Annotated in this window: 20 protein-coding genes and 1 other RNA gene; 18 read left to right on the top strand and 3 right to left on the bottom strand. The window is 37.1% G+C overall.

Going from position 1 to position 18,031, the window contains the following annotated elements:
* The first annotated feature begins 142 nt into the window (after window positions 1-142).
* The 8 genes from ACNSTQ_RS19555 (at window position 143) to ACNSTQ_RS19520 (ending at window position 7,701) form a co-directional block, all read left to right on the top strand.
* Window positions 143-1,342 carry a DUF418 domain-containing protein gene (locus ACNSTQ_RS19555; protein ID WP_418201462.1) on the top strand — a complete coding sequence of 400 codons (1,200 nt, stop codon included), beginning with the start codon at window positions 143-145 and terminating at the stop codon, window positions 1,340-1,342.
* A 198-nt stretch (window positions 1,343-1,540) separates the two neighbouring features.
* On the top strand, window positions 1,541-2,221 hold the full coding sequence (locus ACNSTQ_RS19550; RefSeq protein WP_418201461.1) for a zinc metallopeptidase: 681 nt from the start codon (window positions 1,541-1,543) through the stop codon (window positions 2,219-2,221).
* Window positions 2,222-2,578: 357 nt separating this feature from the next.
* Window positions 2,579-2,824, top strand: coding sequence for a DUF5392 family protein (locus tag ACNSTQ_RS19545; protein ID WP_418201460.1), 246 nt, complete (start codon window positions 2,579-2,581; stop codon window positions 2,822-2,824).
* Window positions 2,825-3,062: 238 nt separating this feature from the next.
* Window positions 3,063-3,338, top strand: a complete 276-nt coding sequence (locus tag ACNSTQ_RS19540) for a hypothetical protein (RefSeq protein WP_418201459.1) — start codon at window positions 3,063-3,065, stop codon at window positions 3,336-3,338.
* 72 nt (window positions 3,339-3,410) lie between these two features.
* Window positions 3,411-3,815: a hypothetical protein gene (locus ACNSTQ_RS19535; protein WP_418201458.1), complete on the top strand. Its 405-nt coding sequence runs from the start codon at window positions 3,411-3,413 to the stop codon at window positions 3,813-3,815.
* A complete protein-coding gene (locus ACNSTQ_RS19530; protein ID WP_418201457.1) occupies window positions 3,806-4,063 on the top strand; it encodes a hypothetical protein in 258 nt (85 codons plus the stop codon). Before ACNSTQ_RS19535 ends, ACNSTQ_RS19530 begins: the two co-directional genes overlap by 10 nt.
* 73 nt (window positions 4,064-4,136) lie before the next feature.
* Window positions 4,137-6,428 carry a DEAD/DEAH box helicase gene (locus ACNSTQ_RS19525; RefSeq protein ID WP_418201456.1) on the top strand — a complete coding sequence of 764 codons (2,292 nt, stop codon included), beginning with the start codon at window positions 4,137-4,139 and terminating at the stop codon, window positions 6,426-6,428.
* Window positions 6,418-7,701: a ribonuclease H-like domain-containing protein gene (locus ACNSTQ_RS19520; protein WP_418201455.1), complete on the top strand. Its 1,284-nt coding sequence runs from the start codon at window positions 6,418-6,420 to the stop codon at window positions 7,699-7,701. Before ACNSTQ_RS19525 ends, ACNSTQ_RS19520 begins: the two co-directional genes overlap by 11 nt.
* Before the next feature lie 75 nt (window positions 7,702-7,776).
* On the opposite strand, the gene ACNSTQ_RS19515 is transcribed toward ACNSTQ_RS19520, so the two are convergent.
* Window positions 7,777-8,100 (bottom strand): 2Fe-2S iron-sulfur cluster-binding protein, encoded by a 324-nt coding sequence (locus ACNSTQ_RS19515; RefSeq protein ID WP_418201454.1) that lies wholly within the window; start codon window positions 8,098-8,100, stop codon window positions 7,777-7,779.
* A 313-nt stretch (window positions 8,101-8,413) separates the two neighbouring features.
* On the opposite strand from ACNSTQ_RS19515, the gene ACNSTQ_RS19510 reads away from it, so the two are divergent.
* From ACNSTQ_RS19510 to ACNSTQ_RS19485, 6 genes are all read left to right on the top strand, one after another.
* Entirely contained in the window at window positions 8,414-8,764 is a 351-nt protein-coding gene (locus tag ACNSTQ_RS19510; RefSeq protein WP_418201453.1) for a CotD family spore coat protein, read from the top strand.
* Between the two features lie 112 nt (window positions 8,765-8,876).
* Window positions 8,877-9,425, top strand: a complete 549-nt coding sequence (locus tag ACNSTQ_RS19505; RefSeq protein ID WP_418201479.1) for a DUF1273 domain-containing protein — start codon at window positions 8,877-8,879, stop codon at window positions 9,423-9,425.
* Between the two features lie 98 nt (window positions 9,426-9,523).
* The gene (gene gpsB / locus ACNSTQ_RS19500; RefSeq protein ID WP_418201452.1) at window positions 9,524-9,832 is read left to right on the top strand and encodes a cell division regulator GpsB; all 309 of its coding nucleotides are present in this window, start codon (window positions 9,524-9,526) and stop codon (window positions 9,830-9,832) included.
* Window positions 9,833-9,895: 63 nt separating this feature from the next.
* Window positions 9,896-10,285: a reverse transcriptase-like protein gene (locus ACNSTQ_RS19495; protein WP_418201451.1), complete on the top strand. Its 390-nt coding sequence runs from the start codon at window positions 9,896-9,898 to the stop codon at window positions 10,283-10,285.
* Between the two features lie 82 nt (window positions 10,286-10,367).
* An RNA gene (rnpB, locus tag ACNSTQ_RS19490) (RNase P RNA component class B) lies at window positions 10,368-10,758 on the top strand.
* 146 nt (window positions 10,759-10,904) lie between these two features.
* Window positions 10,905-12,062, top strand: a complete 1,158-nt coding sequence (locus tag ACNSTQ_RS19485) for a THUMP domain-containing class I SAM-dependent RNA methyltransferase (RefSeq protein ID WP_418201450.1) — start codon at window positions 10,905-10,907, stop codon at window positions 12,060-12,062.
* A 47-nt stretch (window positions 12,063-12,109) separates the two neighbouring features.
* Here the strand turns inward: ACNSTQ_RS19485 and ACNSTQ_RS19480 are convergent, their stop codons facing one another.
* Window positions 12,110-12,640 carry a CBO0543 family protein gene (locus ACNSTQ_RS19480; protein ID WP_418201449.1) on the bottom strand — a complete coding sequence of 177 codons (531 nt, stop codon included), beginning with the start codon at window positions 12,638-12,640 and terminating at the stop codon, window positions 12,110-12,112.
* Between the two features lie 288 nt (window positions 12,641-12,928).
* Here ACNSTQ_RS19480 and ACNSTQ_RS19475 point away from each other — a divergent pair, with 288 nt between their 5' ends.
* Window positions 12,929-13,177 carry a DUF2564 family protein gene (locus ACNSTQ_RS19475; protein ID WP_418201448.1) on the top strand — a complete coding sequence of 83 codons (249 nt, stop codon included), beginning with the start codon at window positions 12,929-12,931 and terminating at the stop codon, window positions 13,175-13,177.
* A 165-nt stretch (window positions 13,178-13,342) separates the two neighbouring features.
* Here the strand turns inward: ACNSTQ_RS19475 and ACNSTQ_RS19470 are convergent, their stop codons facing one another.
* Window positions 13,343-13,648, bottom strand: coding sequence for an iron-sulfur cluster biosynthesis family protein (locus tag ACNSTQ_RS19470; protein WP_418201447.1), 306 nt, complete (start codon window positions 13,646-13,648; stop codon window positions 13,343-13,345).
* 145 nt (window positions 13,649-13,793) lie between these two features.
* On the opposite strand from ACNSTQ_RS19470, the gene ACNSTQ_RS19465 reads away from it, so the two are divergent.
* The 3 genes from ACNSTQ_RS19465 (at window position 13,794) to ACNSTQ_RS19455 (ending at window position 17,733) form a co-directional block, all read left to right on the top strand.
* A complete protein-coding gene (locus ACNSTQ_RS19465; protein WP_418201446.1) occupies window positions 13,794-15,293 on the top strand; it encodes a carboxypeptidase M32 in 1,500 nt (499 codons plus the stop codon).
* Between the two features lie 185 nt (window positions 15,294-15,478).
* A complete protein-coding gene (nfsA, locus tag ACNSTQ_RS19460; RefSeq protein ID WP_418201445.1) occupies window positions 15,479-16,228 on the top strand; it encodes an oxygen-insensitive NADPH nitroreductase in 750 nt (249 codons plus the stop codon).
* Window positions 16,229-16,287: 59 nt separating this feature from the next.
* Window positions 16,288-17,733, top strand: coding sequence for an aldehyde dehydrogenase family protein (locus tag ACNSTQ_RS19455; protein WP_418201444.1), 1,446 nt, complete (start codon window positions 16,288-16,290; stop codon window positions 17,731-17,733).
* Window positions 17,734-18,031 lie beyond the last annotated feature (298 nt).

Raw genomic sequence — 18,031 nt, 5'->3', positions numbered from 1 at the left:
AATAGTATGCGATGCTTTGATAGTATCGCTTTTTATTTTTTATTAAAAACAAGGATTAACATTTCAGGAGAATTATGTAATGATGGTTTTGTCCATATCATTCATTTTACAAAACAAATAATACTAATTAAAGGAGCGGAAAATGAAGGCGAACCCCATAAGTAATACTGAACGAATTATTACAATAGATATCATCCGTGGAATTGCTTTAATGGCGATTTTAATAGCAAATATGGTTGCATTTAAGGCACCTGTATTTCAAGAAGCGAATTTTGTCTTAGAGGGAAAGTTATTAGTAGAAGGAACATTAAATCAAATAGCAGATTATTTATTACACTTATTTATACATGGAAAGTTTTATCCAATGTTCTCGCTGTTATTCGGACTCGGTTTTTTTCTTTTTTATGCCCGTTTGAAACAAAAGGAATTAAACGGTAATCGTTATTTTACAAGGAGAGCGTTATTTCTTCTCTTGATTGGAATTTTACACGTCACATTTTTATGGTCAGGTGATATCCTACATACTTATGCAATAGCAGGTTTGTTTTTAATGTTCTTTATTAATAGAAGCCCTAAAGTGATTTTAATTTGGGCTATTAGCTTAGTTTTTGTTTCGATGGTGATCATGTTTCTATCTCTTCTCGGATATGGTGCCCTGATGCAATTTGAATCTGAGTTACAAGTTACGCGACAACAGCTATTCGAGCAAGCCATGATAATCTTATCTAATGGAACCTATGCTGAAATACTTGAATTTCGTCTTATAAATGAAGTTTCACTTATGATACTAAACTTAATCTTTACGCTGCCCAACGTACTAGGACTGTTTCTCATAGGTCTTTACATGGGGAAAAAAGGGATGTTCCATAATGTTGAAGGTTCAGTCCCACATTGGAAAAAAATTCGTCTTCATTCTTTCTGGAGTGGCGGTCTATTAGCGGTTGTATTCGTTTTCTTACTCTATAACGGCTTAAATACACCGTATTGGTTGTCCTATACTTTAGCGTATACCGTTAATATTATCGGTGGTCCACTCCTTATGCTCTGGTATGTATCATCTATTGTATTAGCATTACAAAACAAGGACCGTATCAAGAGGCTTATGCCGATTGCATCATATGGTAGAATGGCATTGTCCAATTACATTGCTCAATCGATTATATGCGTTTTCATCTTTTACGGATTTGGTTTTGGGTTGTTTGGTTCCGTAGGGGTTGCAGGCGGAATCGGTATAGCAGTGGTTATCATTATTTTTCAAGTGTTAGTCAGTCAGTACTGGTTAAAAAAATACAAGCAAGGGCCACTTGAAGCGTTATGGAGAAAGTGGACGTATTCAAAATAATATAAATAATAAGAGCAGGTGCCTTTATACTGGGTCCTGCTCTTATTATTTAAGTCTCTCAAATTACCTATGATTATTCGGTAGTTTTTTATAAACTTTTGGAAATACTCGATGAATTCATATTCAGTTCATATAAACGCTTTATAATACGAATTAAGAAGTGGTCATTAATTGACGGGAAAAGGAGGATTTGACATTTTGTTTTTTCATCCAATGGATTTTTTAATATTTCTTGCGCTTGGTCTTGCGTTATGGGCACAAGCAAAGGTTAAAGGGAATTTTGAACAATGGTCTAGAGTCCAAGCGACGTCAAGACTTTCAGGTGCACAAGTTGCACGCCAAATTTTAGATCGGGAAGGACTTTCCCATGTGAAAGTAGAGTACTCAAGAAGTGGAACACTTTCGGATCATTACGATCCAAGAGCGAAAGTAGTCCGCTTATCCGAGCCTGTCTATAATGGGAGCTCCATTTCATCCCTTGCTGTAGCTGCTCACGAAGTTGGTCACGCTATTCAAGATGATTCTAATTATTCTATGCTTGTATTACGACATCGCTTATTTCCGGTAGCTAATATCGGGTCACAACTTGCACCTATCCTATTTGTTGGCGGTTTTCTATTAGGAATCACAAATTTAATTGGGTTAGGAATTATCCTTTTTGCGGGAGCTGTGCTCTTTCAAGTTGTAACTCTTCCTGTTGAATTTGATGCGAGTAATAGAGCAAAAAATAAATTACTAGAACTTGGAATGATTACTAATAGCGAAGAAAAAGGTGTGGGGAAGGTCTTGAATGCTGCAGCTTTAACTTATGTAGCAAGTACATTAATGGCCTTACTTCAACTCATTAAATTTATTTTGATTTTTAGAGGCAGGCGCTAAATAAATTCGTATACCAAAAAGGGGCAGGGATAAATAAGCGGGAAAACGATTGACATTAAATCTTTTAAGTTAGTGAAGATGGAGCTCACACGGTTTATGATGACTTACAAGTTATTCCACAACGATTAATGAATGAACTGAAAGAAGATGCAGAGTCAGCATCACAATTAGATAAAAAGATGAAAATATTCATAAAGAGATGAATGAATTCAAAGCCAATGTAAGCTCGGGCGATGATGTGCAGGAATTGAAGATTAGTAATGAAAGGTTCCATCTTCCAGATGATTTCTTGAAGTATATGAGTCTAATAAAATAGTTTTATGTATATTACAATGCTTGATAAGGAGTGAATGACATATGTTACCTATTAAGATGGACCATGTCTCCTCTTACACAAAAAAAGAATTTGAAAAAATGCATAAGGAAATTTACAATACAAGTATTAATTATATTAAAGAAAGAATGATGAAAAGTGAAATCGTACCTGATTACACTAGAGATAGGTTTATTGAAAAAGTAAGTTCAGAACCTATGAATGGCCTTCAAACGTTTAGTGATTTCCTACATCAAGAAGAGCGTATGGAGAAAATGGGTAATTCATAAAAGTTTTATCGTAAACTAAATAGGAAACTATAAACAAAGACGACTCTCATTACACGAGAAGTCGTTTTTATTTGGTATTGGAATATGAGCAGAAAGATATCATATCAAATACAACGGATATGTAGTATGTAAAAAAAGAAAGTTACAACTCTTATCATATTAAATGGTAAAATTAACTAAAAATGAAGCGCTACATTTTATGGTGACTAGTCGTATATCATTGTTGGAGGAGGAAGCTATGAAACTACTTGTGCAATCTATTATGATTTCATTGGTTATTCACGCATTTTATTTTATCAGTCAAATCGCCTACGGTGTGATGATAACAAAATCGTACGTCCCTGATATTGTTGATTCTTATGAAAGTGTGACTTATTTACAAAATGAAGTTAGTTTTGGGTATATCATAAGTCCAATGCTTCTTATCTGTTCTTTTATTGCTGTTGCATGTTTAGCAGCGTTGGCTATTCTGTTAATCAAAAGATTGCGACCGTCCAAATTTACATCCAGTTAACATATTGGTGTTATATAAGAATAAATTATATATTTTGAAAGATTATGTCTGCTCATAGAAAGGGGGATCAATTTGATACGTAATAAAAAACTGTTTTATATCGCGATTGGTTTACTTTTATTCATTTTATTTATGAACTTGCCGTTTCCACACCACTATTCACTTGGGGAATTGATTGGTACTTTTTTTGGAATTCCAGTTCGTTCAGTTACAGGGATTCATTATGGGAATATATTTTTATTATTTCTAATCATTGGCGGATTATTTGCACTCTCAAGGTCACTTGAAAAATATCGTGGTCGGTTTGTTTTATTGGCACTATTCATTTTAATTGTAGGACCGTCCTATATTGTAGACGTTATTCAAAATACGTTTGCTTCAGATATTTATGCTGTTTCATACGAGCGACACGCAAGTCACTGTATATATGAAATGATAAATGACGATACGTTGCGTGGTGAATGTGGTTGCCTCTGATTAATCATAGTAAAAAGGAAGTTCAATTCACAATAGAACTTGATGACCATCACGAAAGAGGTTTATCATTCAATTTAATGGTGATGAATCAAAAAGGCGTTCATGAGGTGACTTTAAAAGGGAAACAAAAGAAAGTAGTAAAGATTGTTTCAGAAATTGATGTGTCTGAATTGGATAGTTACATTTCAGGCAGTTCGAATTCCATCGGCATCATTTTAAAATCGGGTCGCCGTAGCAGGGAATTATAGAAAATATTTCCCTGCTATTTTTTCTTTATAAACAAACACACATTCGCTACAATATAGGGTAGAGGTGAAAAGTATGTTCGGGAAAAAGTCGTTATCAGATGTATTAGAACTTTTAAGAACGGATGAGGAATTATCAAAAAATATTACACACTGGCATGAGATCGAACCAGAAGAAGGATCGTACGTTTCCTTTCCTAGTAAGTTAGATGATCGGATAAAAAACGCATTAAGAAATCGTGGGATCACGTCTTTATATAGTCATCAAGGACAAGCGTTCACATCAGGTGTTAATAAGAGAAGTTTTGTGGCTGTTACACCAACAGCATCGGGGAAAAGTCTTTGCTACCACTTACCGGTTTTACAGCAAATTATTGAGGATGAAGAAAGCAGAGCACTTTATCTCTTTCCTACTAAAGCATTGGCTCAAGATCAAAAAAGTGAAGTGAACGAACTAATTGACGAAATCGGTGTTGATGTTAAATGTTATACGTATGACGGCGATACCGCTCCTAACATCCGTCAAGCGGTGCGAAAAGCAGGGCACATCGTTATTACTAACCCAGATATGCTCCATTCAGCCATACTGCCTCACCATACGAAATGGGTTGCCTTCTTTGAAAACTTGAAATATATCATTATTGATGAGTTACATACGTACCGTGGTGTATTTGGCAGTCATGTTGCTAATGTAATTCGTCGTTTAAAACGGATTGCTCGTTTTTATGGCAGTGATCCTACGTTTATTTGCACGTCGGCAACGATTGCGAACCCGAAAGAGCTGGCTGAACAGCTAACGGGCAAACGAATGGAGTTAATTGATAAAAATGGAGCGCCTAGAGGTCGGAAGCATTTTCTTTTTTATAATCCACCCATGGTTAACGAACCATTAAATATTCGTAGAAGTGCAACAGTGGATGTAAATAAGCTAGCAAAGACGTTTTTAAAAGAAAAAATTCAAACAATCATTTTTGCTAGAAGTCGTGTGCGCGTTGAAGTCATCTTAAGTCATTTGCAGGAACTTGTAAAAAAAGAACTTGGCCCTGCTTCAATTAGAGGCTATCGTGGAGGTTATCTGCCGAAACAACGTCGAGAAATCGAACGAGGGTTAAGAAAAGGAGATATTATTGGTGTTGTTAGTACAAATGCGTTGGAATTAGGAGTTGATATTGGTCAGCTTCAAGTTTGTATCATGACAGGTTACCCAGGATCTGTTGCCAGTGCTTGGCAGCAAGCGGGAAGAGCAGGACGAAGACAAGAAGAATCTCTTATTGTTATGGTTGCTAGTTCTACACCGATGGATCAGTTTATGATCCAACACCCTGATTATTTCTTTGAACGAAATCCTGAATCGGCACGTATTAATCCCAACAATTTAATTATTTTGGTAGATCACTTAAAATGTGCTGCTTACGAACTTCCATTTAAACAAGGTGAAACTTTTGATGGTGAAGATATAGAAGAAGTTCTAGAGTTCTTAACAGAAGAACAAGTCCTTCACCATAAAGGATCGAAATGGTATTGGATGAACGATGGTTTCCCAGCTCACGGTATTAGTCTGCGCTCAGCCTCTCAAGAAAATGTCGTCATTATTGATCAATCAAATGTTGGAAATGTAAAAGTAATTGGAGAAATGGACACATTTAGTGCGATGACACTACTACATGATGAGGCGATTTACCTTCATCAAGGAATACAGTATCAAGTGGAATTACTTGACTGGGATGAGAAAAAAGCGTGGATCCGTGAGGTCGATGTTGAGTATTTTACAGATGCAAATTTAGCTGTAGAATTAAAAGTACTGGAAGAAGATAAGCATAAACCAATGGAAGAAGCGAAATTATCATACGGAGACGTTATGGTGAATGCCAAAGCGACAATCTTTAAAAAGATTAAACTTTCAACGTTCGAAAATATTGGTTCAGGGCCGATCCATTTGCCTGAAATGGAACTTCATACGAATGCGATGTGGATGAGTTTTTCAAAAGATGTATTGGATGAGTTAGGTAAAGAACCACTTGAACAAGCACTAACTGGGCTTGCTCACTTATTCCAGCATGTTGCACCAGTTTTCGTCATGTGTGATCGAAATGATTTGCATGTCATTCCTCAAATTAAAGCAATTCATTCTGAAGACCCGACGATCTTCTTTTATGACCGTTATCCAGGCGGGGTAGGGTTAAGTGAACAGATTTACAAAAATTTTCCACAAGTATTAAGGGAAGTTCAGAAAATGGTCAGCAGCTGTCCGTGTGAAAGTGGATGTCCTTCTTGTGTAGGACCAGCTGGTGAAACAGGAGAAAAAGGAAAAAGCTTAGTTCGTAAACTCATTGCTAAATTGACGGGGGATGATGTCCATGTCCATTAAAGGAAAGCTTTCGCGGATGAAGAAGCATTTATCGATTGAAACACCTCAAGAATCATTGATAAAACCCACGCCCATAATAGAACAGTCTCGCATCGAAATTCCGTTCTATGAAAAATGGAAGAAGCTTAATGCGAAAGCAATCCATCTCGATGACAATTATACGATTCTTCGTGAACAACAGTATGAGTTAAAAACGATGCACGGTAAATATTCCTTTGCCGAAGCAATTGACATTGTGGAACGTTGGCATGAGACGAGTCTGAACCATCCACTGTCTGCTTCAGGTCGATCACCAGAAGACCTATTGTTTTTTGATACGGAAACGACTGGGTTATCTAGTGGTGCAGGAAGTACGATTTTTTTACTTGGCTATAGTCAATTAACAAGAGATGGGGTAAAAGTAAAACAATATTTTCTCCCTGGACCAGAACATGAAGTGGCCATGTATTATCATTTTTTACATGATGTCAAAAATTTAAGCAATCTTGTCACCTATAATGGGAAAGCTTTTGACTGGCCGCAAGTAAAGACGAGGCATACGTTTGTTAGAAATGAAGTCCCGAAATTACCAACGTTTGGCCATTTTGATTTATTGCATGGTGCTAGAAGGTTATGGAAAGAAACGTTACCTTCTTGTAAACTAGCCATCGTTGAAAATGAAATTTTAAAATTTGAACGTGGAGAAGATACACCAGGTTATATGGCACCGATGTTGTATTTTGATTTTTTACATGAGCCAGATCCAGAATATATTGAGGGTGTCTTGACGCACAATGAATGGGATGTCTTATCTTTAATATCATTATATGTTCATATTTCAAACTGTTTATTAGATTATGATGGTAAAGAACTTTCGACGAATGAGAAATTACAGATTGGGAAATGGTTTGAGTTTGTCGGTGAGAAGCGGCGGGCCCTCGTTTGTCTTGAACAACTTTTGAAAGAGGACAGTAGTAATGTATCCGAAGACGGGGTTTTATTATTGACGAAATTGTATAAACAGTCAAGTCGAGAAAGTGATGCAATTACCCTTTTAGAAGATACCTTTACAAACCAACGTTTCCCATCTGCTGAGATAGCAGTTGAACTTTCTAAACTATACGAACACCATGAAAAAGACTACGAAAAAGCACTAGACGTTGCAGTAAATGGACTTAACTGGTTAAAGGAAACAACTAAATTATTGAAAAAATCGAAGACAAAGCAAATTGCAGAATTAATTAAACGAATTGAGAGATTAGAGCAGAAAATAAAAAAAGCGACTGACTTATAAAGTAGGTACTGTAACCAAGGTCTTTAAGCAAGAGGAGGCGACAAGTACTTATTGCAGTCAGACGCTTTTCCTTAATTAACTGTCACTCGGTCTTGGTCCAGCATCGAGTCCTGATTCACTTACGGTCATCATTGGCTTAACAGTAGCATCGCTTTTTACAAATACTTGGCAAGATAAGCGGTAATTTGAGTCAATTCCTTTAGCGGAAAAAGCGGCTTTCTCAATATCTGTTAGTTCACCAAATTCACCATCAAGTACTTCCACTCTACAGGTCGTGCATTTTGCTTTACCGCCACAACGGTGAAGTATATCAACACCGTGATCTTCTAAAGCTAGCACTAATTTAGTGCCTTCAGTAACTTCAAATGGATCGTGGCCAGGAACTGTTACTTTTGCCATAATTATCCCTCCTTTTTTTATTATTATAGCCCCCTTATTTCCTTGAAGCAAATCAATCGTATTTCCCGAGCAAGCGCATAATTAGAGGTGTTTCGTCAAAAGGGCGAATAGAAATGTTTTATTTTGACGAAATATTTCGGCTATTATCAAAAAAGAAGTTTTTCTTGAATTTAGAAACATATGGGGACAAGGTTAAAAGATAAACTTTAGGCGAACTCATAATTTATATAGGAAATTAGGGCAAACAACTAGTACATCTAGAAGGTCTTTTACATAGGTTAATATTGAATAACAATAAAGGAGGAATTTTAAAATGTGGAATAGACCATGTACAAAAGTAATGCCAGCGGTTATTCACCCGACGAAAACGACTCACTCTAAACAATGTTGTGAGTATATCGTTCCTGAAATTCATCCAAGTCACCACCATCACATGACACAACATCACTACAAGCATATTCACAGTTTCCCTCAAACAGCATCACAATCACAACAAATTACGCATCAGCACTTTGTGTCACCAGGAGCAGCACCATTCGCAGGACCAGGAGTAGGTCCAGCAGGTTTTGGTCCGGGAGTAGGTCCAACAGGAGCACCAGGTTTTGGTCCAGGTGTAGGAGGAGCAGGCTTTGGCCCTCGACCACGTCCAGGTTTTGGTTGGTAATCATTAAGGAGAGCTGTTTAGCTCTCCTTTTCAATTTCAGAAACTTGTATTAGGATAGTTTATGTATGAATGCAAATAATAAATCATTCAGAAAGCGTTAGGAGAATATATGATAAAAGTTTGTGTGGTTTCCGGCTACAAAGGACATGAGTTAGGAATTTTTGATCAAAAGCATAAAGGTATTCATTACATAAAAAAGACAATTGAAAAAAAGCTTCGCGCGCTGTTGGATGAGGGGCTGGAATGGGTTCTTATCAGCGGACAATTAGGTGTAGAACTTTGGACAGCTGAAGTTGTCTATGAACTAAAACAAGAATTTTCTCAGCTGCGGCTTGCCGTAATGACGCCATTTTTGCAACAAGAAAAAAATTGGAGTGAAACGAACCAAGAGCATTACCGTCATGTTTTAGGACAAGCTGATTTTGTGGACAGCATTTCAAAACGTGAGTACGAAAATCCTGCACAGTTGAGGGTGAAAAATCAATATCTGATTGAGAAAAGCGATGGACTTGTTCTTTTATACGATGAATGGAAAGAAGGTTCGCCAAAATTTTATTTAGAACCTGCTTTGAAGCGTTACGAAAAAGATGGTTATCCTATTATCTATATCACACCAGATGATATAAATTCGACAGTACAAGAGGATATGGAAGAGTTTTAAGGTGAATAAAGTCGAAAAGAACAAATTGACAATTGTTCTTAATTCTGAAAAAATAGTAAAAGTAGTAGTCTACAGTTAAGAACTGGGGTGGAGTTAATATGAGTCAAATACGTTTTACAGCAAAAGATATTTTAGAAAAAGAATTCAAAACAAGTATTAAAGGATATAATCAAGATGATGTTGATAAATTTTTAGATGCAATTATCCAAGATTATGAAAAGTTTCACGAAACGGTTGAACGTTTAGAACAAGAAAATCAACAGCTTCGTCGCGAAGTCAAACGCGCGCAAGAGCAAAAACCAAAAGCACCAACAGCAACATCACCTGTTGGAAGTACAAACTATGATATTTTACAACGTCTATCAAACTTAGAAAAAGAAGTATTTGGTAGAAAGCTATACGAATAATAAAGTGATGTCAGCAAAAAATATAGGTAAAGCACACTACGAGAAATTAAAGGAGAGGCTCTATTGATCGAAGTATATATTGATGGGGCAAGTGCTGGCAACCCAGGACCATCTGGAGCAGGTGTATACATTAACTATAAGGATGGAAATGAAGATCGTTTTGCGATTCCACTTGGCGAACTGACAAACCATGAAGCGGAATATATGGCACTCATTAAGGCGTTAGAAATATGTAAAGAAAAAAAATTAACAGCCGTTTCGTTTCGGACCGATTCGCAACTCATTGATCAGGCGGTTGAAAAGCGCTATGTCAAAAAAGAGAAATATCAAAATTTATTAGAACAAGCGTTGTCGTATATTGATGAACTCGATTTGTTTTTTATGAAGTGGATCCCAAGTAATCAAAATAAAAATGCGGATGAACTATCTAGACAAGCTGTTAGAAGAAATTAACTGCTCTACAATGTAGTACCAGTTGACCCTGCAGCTATATCGTAATATAATAATAGTTGTCGATAAGACAAAACAGCATTTAGCGTTCAGGTAATTGCTATATCACTTGATGATATAGAGGAAAGTCCATGCTCGCACGATCTGAGATGGTCGTAGTGTTCGTGCCTAGCGAATTCATAAGCTAGGGTAGTCTGGTTTTGACTGGGCTAACGGCGAGGTAAGCACCTACGTCCTTTAGGATATGGTGTGATGCTTCTGAAAGTGCCACAGTGACGTAGTCCGCTTGGAAACAAGTGGAGTGGAACGGGTAAACCCCTCGAGCGAGAAACCCAAACTATGGTAGGGGCACCCTCTTGAAGGAATTCAACGGATAGAGGGACAGGTGACTAGTCACCTGTAGATAGATGATTACCCCCAGAGTACGAGGCTCATCACCGCTTGCAGTACAACGGGACAAAACATGGCTTATCGAACGCTAAAATGATGACTGTTAAGCCCACAGTATTAGGGCTTTTTTATTTGCTCTTTTTTAATGGGAAATGCTGGTCAAACATCCTTATTTGTGATTTCGATTGAACATGACTATAATAGGGAAAGACTATAATGTAGGTGATTGAAAATGGATAAAGTGACGTTAATCGCTACAGCGACAATGGGACTTGAAGCGCTAGTAGCAAAAGAAGTAAGAGATTTAGGATACGAAGATGTAACCGTTGAAAATGGACGAATTATATACACAGCCGATCCGATGGCGATTTGTCGTTCGAATTTATGGTTAAGAACGGCTGACCGTATTAAAGTTAGAGTCGGTGAATTTAAAGCACTAAGCTTTGAAGAGTTATTTGATAAAACAAAAGCTCTTCCGTGGGCTGATTTCATTCCAGCAAACGCGGAATTTCCAGTAATAGGGAAATCGGTCAAATCACAGTTATTTAGTGTATCTGACTGTCAAGCGATCGTCAAAAAAGCAGTCGTAGAAAGCTTAAAGAAAAAGTACCGTACCGATTGGTTTAAGGAAGATGGCCCACTCTATCGAATTGAAGTTGCGATACATAAAGATATAGCGACGTTAACGATAGATGCAAGTGGAGATGGGTTACATAAGCGTGGGTACCGATACCGATCCAACCAAGCCCCATTAAAGGAAACGTTAGCGTCGGCACTTATTATGCTTACAAATTGGAAAGCGGACAAGCCTTTAATCGATCCATTTTGCGGATCAGGAACTCTGCCAATTGAAGCCGCAATGATCGGGCAAAATATAGCACCTGGATTTATGCGAGAATTTGCTTCAGAGCAATGGGGCTGGATTGGTCAAGATAAATGGGATCAAGCAAGAATGGAAGTTGAGGATTTAGCCAAATATGATCAAGAGTTAGATATTCTAGGAACAGATATAGATCACAGAATGATTGAATTATCTGAGCACAATGCGGCTGAAGCTGGATTTAACGATATTATTCGCTTCAAGCAAATGCAAGTAACGGACCTTCGAGCGAAGCGAGAATATGGCTGTGTAATTGCTAATCCGCCATATGGGGAACGTTTAGGTGAAAAAGATCAAGTTGCTCAATTATATAAAGAGATGGGTAAAATCTTTCAAGAACATATTCCAACATGGTCCATTTATGTGTTAACTTCAAATGAACAATTTGAAGAGTTATATGGGAAAAAGGCGACAAAAAAGCGGAAATTATATAATGGGAAAATCAAAACTGATCTATATCAATATTGGGGACCGCGACCACCTAAACCAGTTGCCCCGTCAAACGAATAGAAAAAAGACGCCAAAGTAATCCACTACTTTGGCGTCTTTTTTTCTATTCACATATCATACCCAGGTCTCTCTTCAATCGGTACATCGACAGGGACATCAAAAACCCAAACAAAGAAAATGGTTATAATTACTGAAATGATATAAGTAAGCAGTGGTCGTTTATGGTGTAATCGAAACATCGGAAACATAATTGCTACGAGAAAAGCCGACCATCCTAAGTTCCATCCAAATTGATAATATATTCGTCCCGTTTTGAGGAAAAAATATTCAATCCCTACATAAATGACAATCCAAATAACATTGTGCATAATTTGTTTTCCAAATGTCTTAGGGTAATGTCGTAAAAACATTAATATCGTTCCAGGGAAAACAACAAACGTATACAACATCTCAGTCATTGAGTGGTTAGGCATAATGTCGGGATCTAGCTTCCACAGTAAATAATTAGCACAAAGAAAGTTGTAGGTTAGGTTTCCGAGTGCATAGTAAAGCATCGTTGTATGGTACTTTTGCCAGTTTTTATAATCACCCTTAACCCAAACGGCTATGATCACTAATAACGTTAATGCAAAATGCATGAAACTGTTCCACCTTATCTTCTTCCAGTTAATAAGGTTTAATTTTCCCGTACTACACAATTTTATCCAATGAATCGTTTTAACTATTCAATTGAACAAGATTTCATAAAGAGAGTTCTTCATGTCTAGCGTCGAAGCTAGAGATATGGAAGTATACAGAAACAGTTATTTATTTTATGTATGCCTATAGTAGTTTGCAATATTTTTTTTATGTAAACTTGGTAGTGAATATTTTAAATGGATTAGACATACAATATCACTATATGAACGAAAGGTGGAATATAGTATATGTCAGAGCCTTATAACGATTTAAAACAAGTAGAAATGGCAATTAAAGCCGCAGAACGTATGGTAGGACAAGCTACCATGAGTATGGATGAAGATCAGTTACAAGCGGCAACTGAGGCGGTGCAACAAGCAAAGAAACAATATTATACTGCAGCGTCGCATCAAACGGGTATTGATGAGCGTTTTTTTGAAATCTCATCTGAGTTAATCGAGAAAATTGATCACCAATTGGAAGAAGCAAAGAAATAAGGAGCATTTTTTTGATGCTCCTTATTTATGATATAGAAAACAAGACATCATATTTTGGAACAAACCAATAAATGGGAAAAGGCTGACTCTAAACATCGTCGCTGTAATATACATAATAAAGACCTTTGTATATTAACAGAAGTGATATTACGAGTCAGCCGCTTTCTATTGTCTAGGGTGGTTGATATCTTCAAATTGTGGGTTAGTAAATATCATCATATTTAAATCTTCATTGTAATCTATCGTCATGCCTTTAAAGTACCAAGCATCATCTTCAGTAATAAAGAAGGTAATGCCTTCTACAGTTGTTTGATAACAATGGCTTGTCGGGTCTTCTTTGCTCACACCTACTGAAAAACCGCCCGAGCCGACTCCTCCAACACGAACAAAAAGTCTTAGTGGTTGGTCTTTATTTGAAAGAACTTCTTGTTTGTAAAAGCGAGCAGCTTCAGGCGTAATAGTTACATTCATTGTTGTTACCTCCTCTTTCATACAGAACATCATAACAAATTTCTTTGTCGAGTGAAAATAGTTAACATTTGCTATAAGAAAATTTATAATAAAAAGTGTATTTCATTTTTCGAAATATTGTTAAATAAGAGAGGATGCATAAGAGATGTCAAAAGAAATCGAAAAAGATTTTTTAGAGTACGTTAAAAAAATGGAAAACTTTAGCGAGGCTCGTTCGTTAATGTTTTGGGACCTGCGCACAGGAGCTCCAAGAAAAGGTGTCGAGCAACGCTCTGAAGTAATTGGTACACTGTCTACTGAAATTTTCAACATGTCTACTTCAGATCAAATGAAAGAATACATAGAGGCCTTAAGTGAAAGTGAAGTTGTTTCAGAAATTACAAGAAAAACGGTTGAGGAATGCAAGAAAAATTATGACCGTAACAAAAAGATCCCTGAAAAAGAATTTAAAGAGTATGTTATCCTTGAGTCAAAGTCTGAAGCCGTATGGGAACAAGCAAAAGCAAAGTCAGACTTTGCAATGTTCCAACCCTATTTAGAAAAAATTGTGGAAACGAAAAAGCGCTTTTTAGACTATTGGGGCTACGAAGGGCATAAATACAACACATTATTAGATGATTATGAGCCTGGGATTACAGTAGACATTCTAGATGAGGTATTTGGAAACTTACGTAAAGAATTAGTTCCTCTAGTTCAAGCTGTAAAAGATTCAAGTCAGCAACCGAAAACAGACTTTTTATTTGAACATTTCCCAAAAGAAAAACAACGTCAATTAAGCTTGGAAATTTTAAATAACTTAGGGTATGACTTTGAATCGGGGCGCCTGGATGAAACTGTACATCCGTTTGCAATTAGTTTAAATCCTAATGATGTTCGTGTAACAACAAAGTATGACGAAAAGGATTTCCGCACTGCTATTTTTGGTACGATTCATGAATGTGGTCATGCGGTGTATGAACAAAACATTTCTAGAGATTTAATTGGCACACCGCTTTGTGATGGTACGTCCATGGGGATCCATGAGTCGCAGTCATTGTTCTTTGAGAATATGATTGGACGTCATCCTTCATTCTGGAAAGTAAATTACCCGTTATTACAAAAACATTCAAATGGTCAGTTTGATAATGTTTCATTAGAAGATTTTTACCGAGCAATTAATGTGGCAGGCCCATCGCTTATTCGTATTGAGGCAGATGAAATGACTTATGCTCTTCATGTTATTGTACGTTATGAAATTGAAAAAGGTTTATTCAGTGATGAAATTGAAGTAAAAGATCTTCCACAAATTTGGAACGACAAAATGGAAGAGTACTTAGGTGTCCGTCCAACGAATGATGCAGAAGGCGTGCTTCAAGATGTGCACTGGTCAGGTGGAGCTTTTGGATACTTCCCTTCTTATGCTTTAGGTTATATTTACTCAGCACAAATGAAAGCAGCAATGGATAAGGACCTTCCTAATTATGGAGAGTTATTAGCTGAAAATAACATTCAACCAATCAAAGAATGGTTAACAAATAATGTACATCAATATGGAAAAATGAAAAAGCCTGTAGAAATCTTAAAAGATATTACTGGAGAAGGAATTAATTCAAGCTATCTTGTGAACTACCTTCGTAAAAAGTACGGTGAAATTTACCAATTCTAATGACTTAACAGAAAACTCCTTTCCTCATATACAGGGGAGGAGTATTTGTAATTTTTCTCTGTTAAATAGCTCGCTAGCTCGCATCTTGGAGCAACGATAGCAATAAAGTATATGAAAACTGCCATTTAGAAAGATAACCCGAATATCTCGTTAAAAAGCAATATATAAAGAAGGAGTTGGATAAATTGAACAAAACGATTGAAACTCTACTTAATCACAAATCAGTACGTAAGTTTCAAGAGCGTCCACTAACGAAAGAGCAAATTGAAACAATTGTAAAAAGTGCCCAAGCAGCCTCAACGTCGAGCTTTATCCAAGCATACTCGATCATTGGCGTTAAAGATCAACAGAAAAAAGAAAAATTAGCTGAACTGGCTGGAAACCAAGAGTATGTAGCCAAAAACGGACATTTCTTTGTGTTTTGTGCGGACTTGCACCGACATGAACTCATTAGTGAAATGGAAGGTAAAGATTTATCAGATGCACTAGAAAGTACAGAGAAGTTTATGGTTTCACTGATAGATACAGCATTAGCAGCGCAAAATGCTTCTATTGCTGCGGAGTCAATGGGACTTGGGATCGTGTATATTGGTGGCATACGGAATAATCTTATAGAGGTGTGTCAACTTTTGAATGTACCGAAAAAAGTAATTCCGTTGTTTGGTTTATCTGTTGGTTATCCTGGTCAATCGCCTGATGTAAAACCACGCTTACCACTTGAACATATTTATCATGAAGATAGCTATAATGAGAATAATAGTGTCTTAAAAGATCAGTTAAAAGACTACAATGAGTTAATTTCCTCCTATTATGACCAAAGAACAAACGGCAAGAGGAAGGACACGTGGACCGAACAAATGGCACAAATGTTGTCTAATCCAAAGCGCCAATATATGAAGGAATTTATTGAAGGGAAAGGATTTTCGCGTAGATAGTTGAAATAGATAAAGGCCAGGTTTTCTTTTAAATTAGAAACGTTTAGGAGGAGATAGACATGCCTAGTACCCCTTTACATTATGGCTCATTAATTAATGGTGAAGAACGAAAAGGTTCGGGTAGAAAAAGCTTAGAAGTAAAAAAACCTTTTGATGGTGAAGTTCTTGGAACAATTGACTTAGCTTCTGATGAAGATATTGAGTTAGCTTTAGCAACATCACAAAATGTTTTTCGAAGTACGATGAAAAGGATGCCGGCTCATCGCCGTGCAGAAATCTTAAGGAGAACAGGTGACCTTTTAGCTGAAAGAACAAAGGAGTTTGCCCAAGTTTTAGCACTAGAAGCCGGTAAGCCAATTCGCGATGCACGTGGTGAGGTAGGCCGTGCTGTTCAGGTACTTTACTTTGCTGCTGATGAAGCGAAAAAAATAAAAGGGGAGCTCGTTCCAATGGATAGTGCCGTTGGCGGTGAAAACCGTATCGGTATGGTTCGGCGGATACCAATAGGCGTCGTTGTTGCAATCACACCATTTAATTTCCCCTTAAACTTAGCCTTGCACAAATTAGGCCCGGCTTTTGCAGCGGGGAACACCGTTGTTTTAAAACCAGCGGAAAAAACACCTTTTACTTCTTATATGTTAGCGAAATTATTTGAAGAAGCCGGTCTCCCAAAAGGGGCATTAAACCTTGTAATGGGTATCGGGTCAGAGGTGGGTGAAAAGCTTGTAACGGATGATCGTGTTAGTAAGATCACTTTTACAGGAAGCCCAACAGTAGGGAAAATTATTAAAAACCAAGCGGGACTTAAAAAAGTAACGTTAGAATTAGGTTCAAACTCTCCTAATATTATATTTAGTGATGGTGATATAGAAACAGCGGCTACTAGTCTAGTAAAAGGGGCATTTGCTTTTGCTGGTCAAGTTTGTATTTCAGCTCAGCGAATATATGTTCAAAAAGGCGTGTTTCAACAATTTCAAGATAAGTTTGTCCGACAGGTAAAAGAGTTAAAAGTAGGAAATCCAAAAGAGGAAACAACGGATATCGGACCAATGATTACAGAAGAGGCCGCCATTCGTGCAGCAGAGTGGGTAGCCGAAGCACGAGACCAGGGAGCTACACTTTTAACTGGTGGAACACGTTCAGGGAATTTATTTGAACCAACTGTTCTCGTAAATGTTGAACCGCAAATGAAGGTTGTTTGCCAAGAGGTATTTGCTCCAATCGTATCGATTATTCCGTTTGAAACAGAAGAGGAAGTAATTGGCTACGCTAATGATTCGGACTTTGGTCTTCAAGCAGGTGTCTTTACAAAAGACATTAACCGTGCGATGCGCTTGGCCGATGAGTTAGAAACGGGTGGAGTGTGGATTAATGAAATGTCTACCTACCGTCAAGATAACTACCCATACGGTGGTGTTAAGTTAAGTGGTGTTGGTAAAGAAGGCGTAAAATACGCTGTTGAAGATATGACAGACATTAAGTTTGTGGGGATTAAGTTAGGGTAATAATGTACTAGAATTGTGACGATATTTAAAAGTAATAGACACAAGAAATTTTTCTTTATGTTACCCATAAGGATTAATAATCATCATTAACGCTACTTTAATGCAACAAAAAAAGAGTTTGAGAATATTCTCAAGCTCTTTTTAATAGTGCAGCTATTTTAAGATACATACGACAGTTATTAAGCAATGGTTTTAATGTTTTTAAACTTCACACCGCATTTACATAGTGTACTATGCTTTAACTGTTTAACTGCGGCATGGCATTTAGGGCATACGGGCTTTTTGTGCATAGAGTTCA

Source organism: Alkalihalobacterium sp. APHAB7, from assembly GCF_048323755.1.
GTDB lineage: Bacteria > Bacillota > Bacilli > Bacillales > Bacillaceae_F > Alkalihalobacterium.
The sequence above is the reverse complement of the archived record's forward strand: the minus strand, read 5'-3'. Positions and strand labels throughout refer to the sequence as shown.

What these genes read in the sequence shown, in the direction of transcription:
- ACNSTQ_RS19475 (WP_418201448.1), top strand. Translation starts at nt 12,929, where the DNA reads ATGTCAGAGCCTTATAACGATTTAAAACAAGTAGAAATGGCAATTAAA.
- ACNSTQ_RS19540 (WP_418201459.1), top strand. Translation starts at nt 3,063, where the DNA reads ATGAAACTACTTGTGCAATCTATTATGATTTCATTGGTTATTCACGCA.
- ACNSTQ_RS19555 (WP_418201462.1), top strand. Translation starts at nt 143, where the DNA reads ATGAAGGCGAACCCCATAAGTAATACTGAACGAATTATTACAATAGAT.
- ACNSTQ_RS19485 (WP_418201450.1), top strand. Translation starts at nt 10,905, where the DNA reads ATGGATAAAGTGACGTTAATCGCTACAGCGACAATGGGACTTGAAGCG.
- ACNSTQ_RS19465 (WP_418201446.1), top strand. Translation starts at nt 13,794, where the DNA reads ATGTCAAAAGAAATCGAAAAAGATTTTTTAGAGTACGTTAAAAAAATG.
- ACNSTQ_RS19470 (WP_418201447.1), bottom strand. Translation starts at nt 13,648, where the DNA reads ATGAATGTAACTATTACGCCTGAAGCTGCTCGCTTTTACAAACAAGAA.
- ACNSTQ_RS19455 (WP_418201444.1), top strand. Translation starts at nt 16,288, where the DNA reads ATGCCTAGTACCCCTTTACATTATGGCTCATTAATTAATGGTGAAGAA.
- ACNSTQ_RS19480 (WP_418201449.1), bottom strand. Translation starts at nt 12,640, where the DNA reads ATGCATTTTGCATTAACGTTATTAGTGATCATAGCCGTTTGGGTTAAG.
- ACNSTQ_RS19525 (WP_418201456.1), top strand. Translation starts at nt 4,137, where the DNA reads ATGTTCGGGAAAAAGTCGTTATCAGATGTATTAGAACTTTTAAGAACG.
- ACNSTQ_RS19515 (WP_418201454.1), bottom strand. Translation starts at nt 8,100, where the DNA reads ATGGCAAAAGTAACAGTTCCTGGCCACGATCCATTTGAAGTTACTGAA.
- ACNSTQ_RS19510 (WP_418201453.1), top strand. Translation starts at nt 8,414, where the DNA reads ATGTGGAATAGACCATGTACAAAAGTAATGCCAGCGGTTATTCACCCG.
- gpsB (WP_418201452.1), top strand. Translation starts at nt 9,524, where the DNA reads ATGAGTCAAATACGTTTTACAGCAAAAGATATTTTAGAAAAAGAATTC.
- ACNSTQ_RS19520 (WP_418201455.1), top strand. Translation starts at nt 6,418, where the DNA reads ATGTCCATTAAAGGAAAGCTTTCGCGGATGAAGAAGCATTTATCGATT.
- ACNSTQ_RS19545 (WP_418201460.1), top strand. Translation starts at nt 2,579, where the DNA reads ATGTTACCTATTAAGATGGACCATGTCTCCTCTTACACAAAAAAAGAA.